Consider the following 13205-nt stretch of genomic DNA (forward strand, 5'->3'; position numbering starts at 1 on the left):
ACGCGCCAATCATCCAACCCGGTCCGCGCCCCGACGCGGCGGGAGCAGGGCGAGCCCTGGGAAGCGAGCGCCCGAGGGAGCGGGTGCTGTCTGTCCATGGCGGGTGGGCCCCGGGCAGGGAGGTGCCTCGCATGAATCCCTGCTCCACGCTCCCAGGTCCCCTGTCGGACCTGCTCACCGCGCGCCGGGAGGACATCGCCCGGCGCTGGGAGGCGAAGGCGGGGAGGGGGCGAGGCAACGGCCTGCTGGGACGGAACGAGCAGGCGAGCCGCTCGCTGGAGTGGGTGGACGCGGTGATGGACCTCTTGCGCCTGCTGACCGCGGTGCCCGAGTGGGAGGAGGTCCCCGGGGCGAGCCCGCGCGGCACGAGAGCCCACCCGGAGGGCGCGGACATCGCGGCGGTGGTGCGCGAGTACGGCCTCTTGCGCGACGTGCTCTTCGAGGTGCTCGAGGAGTCGGGGTGGGTGCTGGACATCGCGCAGGTGCGCACGCTCAACCGGGCCGTCGACGTGTGCATCGCCGACGCGGTGGCGAGGCATGCGCGGGTGCGGGAGCAGACGCTGCGCGCCACCGAGGCGCAGATGCAGGACATCCTGGACCACGCCCCGGCCGCCATCTACGTGAAGGACGAGCTGGGCCGGTATGTCTTCGTCAACCGCGCCCACGAGGACGTCATCGGGATGACGCGGGCGGAGGTGATGGGCCGCACGGACCTGGACCTGTATCCCCGGGAGATGGCGGAGGTGTTCGTCGTCAATGACCGGCGGGTCCTCCTGTCGGGGCAGCCGCTGGAGTCCGACGAGCGCGTGTGGTGGAAGGGCGAGTGGCGCATCTTCCAGTCGCTCAAGTTCCCGCTGTTGGGAGATGGGGGCCACGCGCGGGCCGTGTGCGGCATCTCGTCCGACGTGACGCAGGCCCGGGGCGTGCAACGCGAGCGGGACGAGGCCCGTGAGCGCCTGCGGCGAATCATCACCGCGCTGCCCGTGGTGCTGTGGACGACGGACGCGGAGGGCCGCGTCACCCTGGTCGAAGGCCGAGGCATGCGCGCCATGGGCAAGCAGCCCGCGGACTTCCTCGGGCGGGACCTCCGCGAGATGTACCCGACGCATCCGCACCTGCGTGAGACCACGCGCCGCGCGCTGTCCGGGGAGTCGTTCTCCACGGAGCTGGAGCTGGATGGCGCCTGGTTCATGGTCTACGCCTCCCCGGAGGTGGACGCGACGGGGCGGGTGGTCAGCGTGTCGGGCGTGTCGCTGGACATCACCGAGCGCCGCCGCGCCGAGGAGGTGCTGCGCCAGTCGGAGATGCGCTACCGGCTGGCCACGCAGGCCACGCGCGACGTCATCTACGACTGGGAGCTGGCCACCGGCCACATCGAGTGGAGCGAGCTGGCGGCCCGGCAGTTCCGGCTGCCCCGGGATGCGCCGGAGATGGACATCGACTGGTGGACGCGCTCCATCCACCCCGAGGACCGCGAGCGGGTCGGCCAGGAGATGGAGCGCATCATCACGTCGGGGGACCGCCAGTGGCATGACGAGTACCGCTTCCGGCGTGGGGACGGCTCGTGGGCCGTCATCGAGGACCGGGGCCACGTGGTGCGCGACGACACGGGCACGGCGCTGCGCATGGTGGGCGCCATGCACGACGTCACCGAGCGGAGGGCCGCGGAGGAGGAGGCCCGCCGGCGCGCGGAGTTCGAGCAGTTGCTGATTGGCATCGTGGGCCATGACCTGCGCAACCCCCTGTCCGCCATCACCATGGCCTCCACCACGCTGCTGCGGCGCGAGTACCTGGATGAGCGCCAGCGCAAGGTCATCGACCGCATCCTCTCCAGCGCGGAGCGGGCCACGCGGATGCTCCGCGACGTGCTGGACTTCACCCAGGCCCGGCTGGGCGGCGGCATCCCCATGCAGCCCCAGCCCCTGGACCTGCACGAGCTGACGCGTCAGGTGCTGGACGAGGTGCGGCTGGCCCACCCCGAGCGCAGCCTGGAGTTCGAGTTCAGCGGCGATGGCGCGGGCGTGTGGGACCCGGACCGGCTGGCGCAGGTCCTCACCAACCTCGTCAACAACGCCCTGAGCTACAGCCCCAGCGAGTGCCCGGTGCTGGTGCGCACGCACGGCACCCACGACGCGGTGACGCTCAGCGTGCACAACATGGGCGTCCCCATCCCCGCGGAGCTGCTGCCCCGCCTCTTCGAGCCCATGAAGCGCGCCGAGCGCAGGGACCCCAAGGAAGGGCGCGGCCTGGGGCTGGGGCTCTTCATCGTGAAGCACATCGTGGACGCGCACGGCGGGCGGCTGCGCGTCCGCTCCGACGAGAAGGAAGGCACCCTCTTCGTGGTGCGCCTGCCTCGCAGGCTCATGGTCCAGGCGCTCGGCATGCCGGGGGCTCGTGGGCTTGACCCCTGGCCGTAGAGCGGGACGCTCGGTTTCCGGGATTCCCGGTGACGCGGGAAGCGCGCAAGGTCCACTTGCTCCCGTGGGCGGGCCCGGCTAGCACGGGGGTCGTGACTTACTTCCCTCGGAGGGGTGAATGAAGAAGGTCCTCATTGGGCTGGGCATCGGCTGTGGCGTCATCATCCTGGGCAGTCTCATCGCGGTGTTCGCGGGCGGGGCCTATCTGTTCGGCAAGGTGAAGGACAGCGGCGCCATCGAGGCGGCCCAGGCGGTCGAGAAGCAGTCGGGGCAGATGGCCGAGCTGAACAAGGCCTACCCCTTCAAGGCGCCCGCCGACAACGAGGTGCTGGAGCTCGAGGAGGCGCGGCTGGCGACCTACCTCTCGGTGCGCGAGGCGGTGATTCCCGCGTACAAGCTCCACGAGGAGAAGGGCAAGGCCTTCCAGGAGAAGTACGGCCGCGGCGACGGCAGCGACGGCAAGGCGAAGGCGGACCTCAGCAGCACCATGGAGGCCGTCAACCTCATCACGGGCCTGACGGTGGAGGTGCGCACCGCGTTCATCGACGGCCTGACGAAGCACAAGATGTCGCCCAACGAGTTCCAGGCCATCACCCAGACTGTCTATGCGTCGATGGCGGCGGACATCAACGCGCAGGTGAACCAGGGCCGCGCGAAGGCCGTGGAGATGATGGAGAAGCAAATCAAGGACCTGGACAAGAAGCTGGAGAACGCCAACCTGCCGGCCGAGGAGCGCGAGGGATACACCACCATGCGCGCGGGCCTGCAGGAGAACATCGACGCCATGTCGGGCGGCGACACCGGCGAGGAAGGCGCCCTGTCGGAGGCGTCCAAGAAGGCCGCGGCCGCCAACATGGCGCTGCTCAAGAAGCACGGGGAGCGCGTCAAGGGGATGGAGAACGCCGCCCTGGATGCCCTCTTGCTGAGTGATTCGGGCATGGTCATGCCGGAGCTCGAGGACACCCCCGAGTCCGCGGACTGACGACGCCGCGTCGTGTCGCTTCGAGGACGGCCCCTGGCGCACCGTGCCAGGGGCTGCCTCACCGGTGAGCTCGGAATCCCCGCCCCGGGGTCCTTGACGCTCCCTCCCCAGGAATCACAGACATGTCCGCTGGCGGACCCGCCGGGCCCTCGGGCGCGCAGCGGGGGACCCACACCGCCCGCATCAGCGCCGGGGTGCCCATATACCCCCGGGCAGGAGGATGTGGGCTGCCCGACCCATACAGACAGGCTGAGGCGTTTTCGCTCTCTTTGCGAGCATCCCTTCACGGGATGTGTCAGCGTCGCGCGGGGCGCCTCGTGAGGGGGCGCCGATAAGCGGTCGCGCAGGGGGAGGGGCGCGACCTGACGAAGGAATGGGAGGAGTCGTACCGATGAACAAGGTCATCTTCGCCTGCGTACGCAACGCGGGCCGCTCGCAAATGGCGGCGGCGTTCTTCAACGTGCTGGCGGACCCTCAGAAGGCGTGTGCCATCTCCGCGGGGACCGAGCCCGGCGAGCGTGTGCACCCGGAAGTGCTGGCGGCGATGCGTGAGATGGGGTTGGAGTTGAACGACGTCAAACCCCAGCGGCTCACCGAGGACATGGCGCGCGACGCGCAATGGCTCATCACCTTGGGCTGCGGCGAGGCGTGCCCGAGCGTGGCGGGCCTCAAGCGTGAGGATTGGCCCCTGGACGACCCGCAGGGGAAACCGGAGGCGCTGGTGCACCGCATCCGCGACGAGGTGGCCGCGCGCGTCGCGGGGCTGCTGGAGCGCGAGGGGTGGATGCGCGCCGGGTAGAGGCGCCGTCTGGCCTCCAGGGGGGACCAGCCAGGGAGGTGCGCCGACCGCTCGCCTTCATCCGGCCCCCCGCCGCGTCGTGAAGGCGCATCTTGCGGACGAATCGAGCTGTCGTCCGAACGAGGTGCGCCGCAATGAACCCAGTACCCACTGTCCCGCACGGGGAGCCGCGAGCCCCGTCTTCGCCCAGCCCCGATTTCGCGTTCCCGGCCCGGCCCGTGGCTTTCATCCAGGCCCCGCGGCGGATGCTGGTGGCCACGGCGGCGGTGGGCGTCCTGGCACAGGTGTTGTTGGACCGCGCGAGCTGGGGCGTGTCCTTTCCCCTGGTCATCCTGGCCACGCTGGGCGCGCTGGTGGCGCTGGGCGGGCACGAGGCCTGGGAGCGGGCTCGGCCCAATGCCTGGCTCCTGGGGCCGGTGCTGGTCATCGCGGGCTTCGTGGCGGTGCGCGACAGCCCGTGGCTGCGGACGCTGAACGTGCTGACGGCCTCGTGGTTGATGTTGTTGCTGATGCACTTCTGGGGCGGTGGGCGGGTGCAGCGGCTGGGGATGGGAGGCTATCCCGCCGTGGTGTTGTCCTCCGTGGGGCGGGGGCTGGCCTATCCGCGCGTGCTGGCGCGAGAGGCCATGGACCTGGCCTCGCCGAGGAAGCGGCTGCCCTTGCTGATGCCCGTGCTGCGGGGCCTGCTCTTCGCGCTGCCGGTGTTGATGGTGTTCGGACTGCTGCTCGGGGGCGCGGACGTGGCCTTCGCCGCCGCGCTGGAGCGGGTGTTCGACGTGGACCTGGGGGACTTCGTGGCGGAGTCGCTGCGGAACGTGCTGGGGGGGCTGCTCTGCGCGGTCGCCGCGGCGGGCCTGCTGGGACACGCGCTGCGGAGGCGCTCGTCGGGGGAGGCGGGTGACGCGGAGGAGGCGCCCTCCGAGCGTTGGCTGGGCTTCACCGAGGCGCTGGTGCTCATCCTCACGGTCAACGCGCTGTTCCTCGCCTTCGCGAGCTTCCAGGTGCAGTACCTGTTCATCGGGGATGCGACGTCACCCGCTCCGGGGTACTCGTATTCGGAGTACGCGCGGCGGGGCTTCTTCGAGCTGCTCGCCGTCACCGTGATGACGCTGGGCCTGGTGATGGGACTTGCCCGCTGGGCCCGGCGCGAGTCGCCCACGGCGCGGCTGCTCTTCCAGGTGGGGACCTCCGTCATGGTGCTGCTGACGCTGGTCATCGTCGCCTCGGCGATGAAGCGACTGGTGATGTACGAGGATGTCTTTGGCTACACGCGGCTGCGCATCTTCTCGCATGTCTTCATGGTGTTGCTGGGCGGGGTGCTGGTGTGGCGGGGCGTGACGCTGTGGTGGAGGCCGGAGCGCTTCGCCGTGGGCGCGCACGCCGCGGCGCTGGTGGCGGTGATGGGTGTGAATGTCATCAACCCCGACGCGCTCATCGTGCGCTACAGCCAGGTGCCGAAGGGGCCGGTGGACACGGCCTTGCTGCGCACGCTGTCCGCGGATGCCGTGCCGGAGGTGATGCGGCTGTACGCGGGGACCCCCCACCTGGCGGACGCGCTCCCGGTGGAGGCCTGTCCGGAGCTGACGTGGCCGGAGTGGAGCGTGTCCCGTGCTCGGGCCTGCGCGGTCTTCGGAGGGGTGTTGCCCTCCCCGGCGCGGGACTAGTGGATGATGCGATAGCGGAAGGGCAGCACCACGGAGACGCGGGAGCCGAGCGCGCGCGGGGGAGGCGGGAAGGGGGCCTCCTCGCGCACGGCCTTCATCGCGGCGTCGCAGAGGAGCGCGTGGGGACAGGCCCCCGCCATGGACAGCCCGAGCAACTGGCCTCGGGCGCCCACGGTGATGCGCAGGGGGACGATTCCTTCGATGCCGGCCGCTTCAGCCGCTTCGGGATAGGGCAGGTCCTCGAAGCGGTCTCGGAACATCCTCCGCAGGTAGTCCTTCTCGTCGTCGGTGGGCTCATCCGACGAAGGGGCGGGCATGACGACGGGGAGGAGGCCCGCGCTGCTGGCGGCGAGCACGTTGCTCAGCAGTCCACCGATGACGCCGCCCGTGACACCGCCCTTCACGCCGCCTGTCACGCCGTCCGCCGCTCCGTCTGGGGTCTCGGAGGAGGGCTCTTCGAGCTCGGTGGCGCCTGGAGGGTCCTCGTCCGGGAAGGAGGTCGTGGGGGGGAGCTGGGTGAGGCGGGGATTCGGGAAGGGCCGCGCTTTTCGGGCCTTGGCGCGCTGAGGCGCGGAGGCGGTGGCGGTGCCGGCGGGCGCGGGGGGCGGGGGCGCGGAGGCGAGCAAGCGGAGGACGAGGGCCGTCTCACGAGGGGTGTCGCGGGTGGAGTGAGAGGCTCCCTGCCAGCAGGCGTTCAGGCCGATGAGCAGGAGGACATGGACGATGACGATGAGCGGGACGACGCCGCAGGTGCGCGTCAGGTCCCTGGCTTCATGGGCACGCGCGCGGAGGATGGAGTTGAAGCAACCCGGTTCGGCGGAGTCGTCCTTCGGACGTGCGTCAGTCATGCACCACCCCCATGCACCCGTCGTGATACTGGCCTCGCGGGACGCACCACCCACCCGTGAAGGTGTTAGTGGCGGTAACGACATCCGGGAAGGGTTCATATCCCCCGGGTGCCGTACGGCGATGTTCAGTTCACGAGACGGGTGTTGAGTGGGGAGCATCGCGTGTGGCGCGCTCGTGCTCAAGAACTCCACGCCTGCACGGTGCCCTCCTGCGTGACGGCGTGGAGCGAGCGTTCGGTCTTTCCGGTGGACCCATCTCGCGTGTGATGGACGATGAGCGGCGCCACGGGAGCTTCGGGCAGGGCCTCGCGCAGCTTCGCGAGCGCGGCCTCGGGGTTCGAGGCCTCGAGCGTGAACACCGTCGCATGGCCGGTGAGGTTGGAGCGGAGGAGCAGCTGGAGGTCCTCGGCGGTGCGAGGCTCGTCCGCCACCACCACGTCCGGGTCCTGCCGGAGGAACGCGCGCAGGGCCTGGGCCAGCGTCGTGCCGTCGCCCACCCGCACGGTGCCGAACCTCGTGTCCACCGCGCGCGGAAGGTCGAGCGCGGCCAGCGTGTTCGTGAAGTCCGGGAGCGCCTCCAGCGCCGCGTGGAGCGAGGTGCTCCGCCCGGAGCCTCGCTCACCCGAGAACACGACGGGCCGACCCTGGAACAGGGTGTCGAGCCGCAGGAACTGCTCGGTGAGGAACGCGGCCTCGGGCGCGCCCAGGTTCTCCAGCGCGGAGAACGGAGGCTGCGCGGCGCGGAGCTTCGCATCGCGCGCATGGGCGGCGAGGGTGGTGCTGCCGGGGCGCTCCTCGAAGGTCACCCAGAAGTGGACCTCGGGGAGCGACGTCACGGTGCCTCGCGCGGGGCGGCGCGCGTCGTGGCCTCGTTGGGTGAAGGTGGCGAGGGCCTGGCGCATCACCGCGAACAGCTCCGGGGTGAGGGGCTGACGCACGGCCTGCTTGTCCTGTCCCAACAGGCCCGAGTGCTCGGGGGCATCGGGCCGGAGGAGGAAGAACGAGGTGCCCGAGACGGTCTCCTCGACTTCGACGTCCGACCACACGGAGAACAGGTTCGCGTGCGTCTGCGCGGCGAGGGAGAAGAGGGCGGCCGCGGCCTCGAGGGGCGACGCGGGTGGAGGGGGCGGCGCGGGCACCGGGATTCCCTCGGTGGAGAAGTGTTCGAGCAGGCCGGAAATCAGCTCGGCGGGGGTGGTGGCGCGGATGCTCACGATGGGGGCTCCTCTGCGGGCGGATGATGACACGCGTCACGTGGCTTGGGGGTGACAGGGGAGGGGGCTCGGGGCTACGAAGTGATGATGAGCCAGGACTGGAACGCGACGAACGCGCCCACGGCGGCGTTCGATTCTGGGGCCGAGCATCGTCTGCTGAACCGGTGGGTGGGGCGCTGGGAGGGGCCCACGCGGACGTGGTTCGACCCGTCCGGTGCTCCCGAGGAGTCGCGCACCCAGGCGTGTGTCGAGGCGCTGCTCGGCGGTCGCTTCGTGCGCTGGGACTATCACTCCACGGCCATGGGGCAGCCGCATGCGGGGCAGCTCATCGTGGGCTTCGACGGGATGGAGAAGCAGTTCACCGTGGCGTGGGTGGACAGCTTCCACATGAGCGCGAACATGATGGTCTCCACGGGGACGCCTCGGGAGGATGGGCGCGTGTCCGTGCTGGGCAGCTACGCGGCGGGGACGTGTGACGAGCAGGGCGTCACGTCTTCGCAGCGGTGGGGCTGGCGCACGGTGATTCATCAGCCGGACGCGGACACGCTGGTGCTCGAGTCGTTCAACATCTCGCCCGAGGGTCATGAGGACCGCGCGGTGGAGACTCGCCTGACGCGGCGCCGAGAGGCGTAGCCGGGGATTCACATGAAGCTGGATGACCTGGTGCTGGCGTTGACCGTCTCGTTGCTCCGCGTGGAGCGGGAGCGGTGGTTGGACGTGCTGACGCGGGTGGAGACGGAGCTGGGGTCGGGGTGGACGCTGCGGCTGCTGGAGGTCCCGGGGACGTTCTCGGTGGGCGCGCGGACGCGGGAGGGGCAGGAGCTGTCGCTCGAGTCGTGGCGCGAGGTGTTGGATGGCGAGGGGCTGGTGAGTGTCCGCGCCATGGACCTGGGGGGCATGGGCCCTGGGGAGCTGCCGGACTTCGTGTCCGCGGCCTTCGCGAACTCGGAGGCGCTGGTGCTGGACGTGCGCACGCAGCGCGGCGCGGGCCTGTATCAGCTGGAGGTGGGGTTCAGCGGCTCGTCGCTCATCACGTCGCGGCAGTTCGTGGACTTCGCGCGGGCGCAGCCGGGCGCGGAGCGGGTGATGGAGGCGCTCTCACATATCATCACGGACTCCAATCTGATGAACCAGCGCCCCGCGGTCTCTCCGGGGCAGGTGGGGACGTACCTGGGCTCGCGCGAGGGCGCGGCGGTGTTCGACCTGGTGGGGAGTGACTTGCTGCGGGAGCTCCAGGCCGCGGTGCTGCGCGGTGGCCGGGAGGTGGTGATTGCGGAGGACTTCCGCCCCTTCTTCCAGACGTTGGACCCGGACGACTTCGAGCGGAGCCTGCTGGCGCCGGAGCGGCTGGCGGAGTTCGTTCCGTCGGACGAGCGGGTGTACCTGTCGGGGGAGGACTTCGGGCGGGACTTCGTGACGCTGGTGGAGGCGCAGCCCTTCGCGGCGGACCTCTGGAGGCGCGCGGCGGAGACCCTCAACCGGTTCCAGGGGGAGGAGTCCCCGCCGTACACGGCCGAGTCGCTGCGGGAGTTCCTGCGGACGGCGGAGGGGCCGGCGTTGCAGGGGATTCCCACGGGGAACCTGATGGAGGAGCTCCAGATGTGCTGCAAGGCGCATGGCGCGGAGCTGGTGGTCCCGGAGGGGTTGCGGGAGCGGGTGAGCGCGGCGGGGCCGACGAAGGAGGAGCGGGCGAAGGACCCGGGGTTGATTCCGGAGCGGGAGCGGCTGCGGCTGGTGCCGAATCACTCGGGCTATCAGGTGTATGTGTTCAACGCGCTGAAGGTGGCGCGGTCGCCGCTGTTGTCGCCGCGAGGGACGACGGACACGCGCGCGGAGCTGTTGCAGGGCTTGCGGGAGGCGGAGGACTTCGCGCAGCGGAAGGGCTCGCTGTTCGCGGAGGCGTTCCGGTTGGCGCGCGTCGTGCTGGAGGGGACGGGCTTTCAGCTTCGCGAGGCGACGCCGGAGAGAATGGCGGCGGTGCGCGAGGTGTTGCGCGGGGCGGAGCTGGGGGAGCGGGCGTGGGAGGTGTTCGAGCGCCGCATGGGGTTGCTGGCGTTGTTCCAGGTGTTCCCCTCATCGGAGGAGCGATTGAGGGGGTTGGTGGCGTGCTCGGTGGCGGATGTCTTTGGCGGGATGGGCTCGTGGAACGACGAGTTCTTCGAGTCCGACGAGGACCAGGCCTGGTACGAGCGGGTGACGCAGCGGCTGTTCCGCGCGCTGCGCGAGTATTTCGTGACGGTGGTGAACGCGAGCTGAGGGGTTACTCGTCGCGGTGGACGGTGCTGGGGGAGAAGGCGGGGAGGCAGATGGCGACGTACTCGGCGCCCTCGGGTTCGGGGGTGCTGTAGCGGACCCACTCGCCGGGCTCGCAGATGACGGACTGTCCGCCGTGGACGTCGAGGAAGCCGCTCTTGTGTTCGACGCGGAGGACGCCCGAGAGGACGAGGGTGATCTCCTTGAACTCGGGAGTCTGGCCGGGCTCCAGCCAGCCGCCGGGGCTGGTCATGTGCGCGACGCTGACGTCGGAGGTCTTGGTGGTGGCCTTTCCGACGTACTCATGGATGAGCTTGGGCTTGTTGCCCACGGCCGTCACACGCATGGGAGTGGGAATCAGGGTCGGCATGGAATGGCTCTGGGAGACTGCGGGGAAGTGCCTCGGCGAAGCAGGTTACCGCACGCGGTGCGAGCACACCCACGGTTTCCCCGCGTGTGCAGCCGGGAGCATCGGTGCGCGGTCGTGCGGTCCTCCGCCTGCTCGATGTCTCCCCTGTCTTGCACACCACGGGGCGCCGTCTCCACCTTGCCCGGGGAGAGGAAACCCCATGGCCCTTCAGATTCCGACCTCCGCTCAGCACGCCTTCGAGCACTCCTTCCCCACGCCCGATACCGCTCGGAGCATCTACGACGAGCAGGACTTCCAACGCGCCGTCGAGACCTACCGCTTCTTCTATCCCTCCGTCTCCATGGAGGGCATCTTCAACGGCAACCGCGAGGCCGGCCTCGAGGACGGCAAGGCCCTCATGGTGCTCGCCGCGGGGCCTCGCCACCTCGCCTTCACCGCGAACTCCGACACGCCCTATGTCTCCGGTGCGCTCGACCTGAAGGCCATGGGCCCCGTCGTCATCGACCTCCCGCCCGGCCCCTACATCGCCCTCGTCAATGACCACCACCAGCGCTGGGTCGTCGACATGGGCATCCCCGGTCCCGATGCAGGCAAGGGCGGCAAGTACCTCGTCCTCCCTCCCGGCTTCTCGGGCGCCACGCCTCCCGGCCACCACGTCGCCCGCGCCCAGACGTACAAGGTCCTCATCGCCATCCGCGCGCTCCCCATCGACGGAGACGTCGCCGGCGCCCTGGCCGCGCTCCGCCAGGTGAAGGTCCACCCGCTCTCGAACCCCGCCGCCGTGCTCCCCTACGTCGACGGCACCCCCCTCGCGCTCGATGCCACCCCGCTGCGCTGGGAGGGCAATCTCGAGTATTGGCGGCGACTCCATTCCATCATCAACGCCGAGCCCGCGCTCGAGGAGTTCCGCCCCATGTACGGCGCCCTCGCGGCGCTCGGCATCTCCAAGGGAAAGCCCTTCGCCCCCGACGAGCGCATGCGCACCGTCCTGGAGCGCGCCGCGGGCTTCGCCCTCGAACAGATGCGCGTGGAGGGCTTCGCCAGCCAGCGCCCCGACCGCGTCGTCTGGGAGGACCGTCGCTGGGAGTGGATTGGCCTCATCGTCGACGACGCCAACTTCGAGACGCCCGAGTACCTGGACCTCCAAGCCCGCGACCGCTGGTTCGTCCAGGCCATCGTCGCCTCCCCCGCCATGTTCCGACGGCAGGCGGGCGTCGGCTCCATCTACTTCCTCGCCGCACGCGACCGGCGCGGCGCCTACCTGGATGGCGGCAAGAACTACAAGCTCGTCGTCCCCCAGCCCGTCCCCGCGAAGATGTTCTGGTCCGTCACCGCCTACGACGCCAGGACGCGCTCGCAGGTGCAGACGCCCCAGGACAAGGCCGTGCTCGGCTCCCTCCAGACGCGCTTCCAGCCCGGCCCGGACGGCTCCCTCGAGCTCCGCTTCGGCCCCACCCCTCCCGCCGGCCAGGAGCAGCAGTGGATACAGACCGCCCCCGGGACAGGCTTCTTCCTCTACTTCCGAATCTACGGCCCCGAGGCCGCGAGCCTCGATGGCTCCTGGAAGCTCGAGGACGTCACGGAAGCCTGACGTCGCGCCCCGCCTCAGAGAGGCTGATGCATCACGAGTGCATCCACGTCGCCCGCGGTCGGATGATGGAACGCGAGCGGGAGCCGCCCGACGATGGTGAAGCCCATCGCCTGCCAGAGCTTCACCGCCCGCTCGTTCGTGCTGACGACGAAGTTGAACTGCATCGCGCGATAGCCCCGTGAGCGCGCGTGCTCCAGCGAGTGCGCGCACATGAGGCGCGCGATGCCTCGGCCCGTGGCGGCCCGGCTCGTCATGTAGCCACAGTTGCAGACGTGCTTGCCGCCACCCGCCTGGTTCGCGCGGAGGAAGTAGGTGCCGAGGATGACGCCGTCCTCCTCCGCGACGAACGTCTCCTTGTCCGGCGCCATCCAATAGGCCAACGCATCCGCTTCGCTCATGGCCGCGTCGAGCGCGTACGTCGTGCCTTCGCGAATGGTGGGGACGATGATGGCCGCGATTCCCGCGGTGTCACCCGCCTCGGCTCTCCGGATGTGCATGGCGGGAGCATACTGAACCCGCCCGGCGGGCGACGGCCGCCACCACTACCGCCCGGCCGTCTGCTCTTGGAACTCCAACCGGTTCCCGAACGGGTCCGCGCTGTGGAACCGACGAACCCCAGGCACCGAGGAGTCCCAGGTCACCACGCAATCCGCGCCATGCAGCCGCGCCCCCAGCGCCTCCAGCTCCGTGGCCCGAAAGCCGGGATGCGCCTTCTTCGCCGGGAGAAAGGGCTCCTCCACGCCCAGATGGAGGGCGCGCCCATCGGCCAGCTCGAACCAGAGCCCGCCTCGCTTCGCCAGCTCGGGCGGCTTGGGGACCTCGCGCAGCCCCAGCAAGCCGCCGTAGAACGCCCGCGCCCGAGGCTCCTCGCCCCGAGGCATCGCGAGCTGGATGTGATCAATCCCTTGAATCATGTCCTGCCCCCCTGTCTCGAATCCCGAGTCTGGCGGGACTCTAATCGCGGCAGTCCGCCCTCGCCCTGCCTTCCACGACGTGGCTCACGGCCCACGGAGGGCCCCTCACCCGGCCGTGATTTCGCGGGGTTCCGCTCCTATTGACGATTGGCA

12 protein-coding genes are annotated in these 13205 nt (G+C 70.3%); 7 read left to right on the forward strand and 5 right to left on the reverse strand.

Features of this window, described 5'->3' with window-relative positions; translation table 11 throughout:
- Positions 1–131: 131 nt before the first annotated feature.
- The 4 genes from MYSTI_RS02755 (at position 132) to MYSTI_RS02770 (ending at position 5862) form a co-directional block, all read left to right on the forward strand.
- Positions 132–2417: a PAS domain-containing sensor histidine kinase gene (locus tag MYSTI_RS02755; protein WP_015346168.1), complete on the forward strand. Its 2286-nt coding sequence runs from the start codon at positions 132–134 to the stop codon at positions 2415–2417.
- A 118-nt stretch (positions 2418–2535) separates the two neighbouring features.
- A complete protein-coding gene (locus MYSTI_RS02760; RefSeq protein ID WP_015346169.1) occupies positions 2536–3399 on the forward strand; it encodes a hypothetical protein in 864 nt (287 codons plus the stop codon).
- 391 nt (positions 3400–3790) lie between these two features.
- A complete protein-coding gene (locus MYSTI_RS02765) occupies positions 3791–4198 on the forward strand; it encodes an arsenate-mycothiol transferase ArsC (protein WP_015346170.1) in 408 nt (135 codons plus the stop codon).
- A 218-nt stretch (positions 4199–4416) separates the two neighbouring features.
- Complete coding sequence (locus MYSTI_RS02770; RefSeq protein ID WP_044278456.1) at positions 4417–5862, forward strand: DUF4153 domain-containing protein; 1446 nt, start codon at positions 4417–4419, stop codon at positions 5860–5862.
- Here the strand turns inward: MYSTI_RS02770 and MYSTI_RS44095 are convergent.
- On the reverse strand, positions 5859–6710 hold the full coding sequence (locus MYSTI_RS44095; RefSeq protein ID WP_015346172.1) for an energy transducer TonB family protein: 852 nt from the start codon (positions 6708–6710) through the stop codon (positions 5859–5861). The genes MYSTI_RS02770 and MYSTI_RS44095 overlap by 4 nt on opposite strands.
- Positions 6711–6889: 179 nt before the next feature.
- Positions 6890–7924 carry an ATPase, T2SS/T4P/T4SS family gene (locus MYSTI_RS02780; RefSeq protein WP_015346173.1) on the reverse strand — a complete coding sequence of 345 codons (1035 nt, stop codon included), beginning with the start codon at positions 7922–7924 and terminating at the stop codon, positions 6890–6892.
- Positions 7925–7975: 51 nt separating this feature from the next.
- Here MYSTI_RS02780 and MYSTI_RS02785 point away from each other — a divergent pair, with 51 nt between their 5' ends.
- Together MYSTI_RS02785 and MYSTI_RS02790 are read left to right on the forward strand one after the other, a co-directional pair.
- Entirely contained in the window at positions 7976–8557 is a 582-nt protein-coding gene (locus MYSTI_RS02785) for a DUF1579 domain-containing protein (protein WP_144369970.1), read from the forward strand.
- 12 nt (positions 8558–8569) lie between these two features.
- Complete coding sequence (locus MYSTI_RS02790; protein ID WP_015346175.1) at positions 8570–10180, forward strand: hypothetical protein; 1611 nt, start codon at positions 8570–8572, stop codon at positions 10178–10180.
- Between the two features lie 4 nt (positions 10181–10184).
- On the opposite strand, the gene MYSTI_RS02795 is transcribed toward MYSTI_RS02790, so the two are convergent.
- Positions 10185–10547, reverse strand: a complete 363-nt coding sequence (locus MYSTI_RS02795; RefSeq protein ID WP_015346176.1) for a cupin domain-containing protein — start codon at positions 10545–10547, stop codon at positions 10185–10187.
- 199 nt (positions 10548–10746) lie between these two features.
- Between MYSTI_RS02795 and MYSTI_RS02800 the strand changes: the two genes are divergently transcribed.
- Positions 10747–12138: a DUF1254 domain-containing protein gene (locus MYSTI_RS02800; RefSeq protein ID WP_015346177.1), complete on the forward strand. Its 1392-nt coding sequence runs from the start codon at positions 10747–10749 to the stop codon at positions 12136–12138.
- Between the two features lie 14 nt (positions 12139–12152).
- Here the strand turns inward: MYSTI_RS02800 and MYSTI_RS02805 are convergent, their stop codons facing one another.
- A complete protein-coding gene (locus tag MYSTI_RS02805) occupies positions 12153–12635 on the reverse strand; it encodes a GNAT family N-acetyltransferase (protein WP_015346178.1) in 483 nt (160 codons plus the stop codon).
- A gap of 45 nt (positions 12636–12680) precedes the next feature.
- Positions 12681–13052: a VOC family protein gene (locus tag MYSTI_RS02810; RefSeq protein WP_015346179.1), complete on the reverse strand. Its 372-nt coding sequence runs from the start codon at positions 13050–13052 to the stop codon at positions 12681–12683.
- Positions 13053–13205 lie beyond the last annotated feature (153 nt).

Origin of the sequence: Myxococcus stipitatus DSM 14675 (assembly GCF_000331735.1) — a bacterium.
GTDB lineage: Bacteria > Myxococcota > Myxococcia > Myxococcales > Myxococcaceae > Myxococcus > Myxococcus stipitatus.

Bases quoted from the DNA above. Each gene is read 5' to 3' on its own strand.
- MYSTI_RS02755 (WP_015346168.1), top strand. From the start codon at position 132: ATGAATCCCTGCTCCACGCTCCCAGGTCCCCTGTCGGACCTGCTCACC.
- MYSTI_RS02760 (WP_015346169.1), top strand. From the start codon at position 2,536: ATGAAGAAGGTCCTCATTGGGCTGGGCATCGGCTGTGGCGTCATCATC.
- MYSTI_RS02765 (WP_015346170.1), top strand. From the start codon at position 3,791: ATGAACAAGGTCATCTTCGCCTGCGTACGCAACGCGGGCCGCTCGCAA.
- MYSTI_RS44095 (WP_015346172.1), bottom strand. From the start codon at position 6,710: ATGACTGACGCACGTCCGAAGGACGACTCCGCCGAACCGGGTTGCTTC.
- MYSTI_RS02790 (WP_015346175.1), top strand. From the start codon at position 8,570: ATGAAGCTGGATGACCTGGTGCTGGCGTTGACCGTCTCGTTGCTCCGC.
- MYSTI_RS02795 (WP_015346176.1), bottom strand. From the start codon at position 10,547: ATGCCGACCCTGATTCCCACTCCCATGCGTGTGACGGCCGTGGGCAAC.
- MYSTI_RS02800 (WP_015346177.1), top strand. From the start codon at position 10,747: ATGGCCCTTCAGATTCCGACCTCCGCTCAGCACGCCTTCGAGCACTCC.
- MYSTI_RS02805 (WP_015346178.1), bottom strand. From the start codon at position 12,635: ATGCACATCCGGAGAGCCGAGGCGGGTGACACCGCGGGAATCGCGGCC.
- MYSTI_RS02810 (WP_015346179.1), bottom strand. From the start codon at position 13,052: ATGATTCAAGGGATTGATCACATCCAGCTCGCGATGCCTCGGGGCGAG.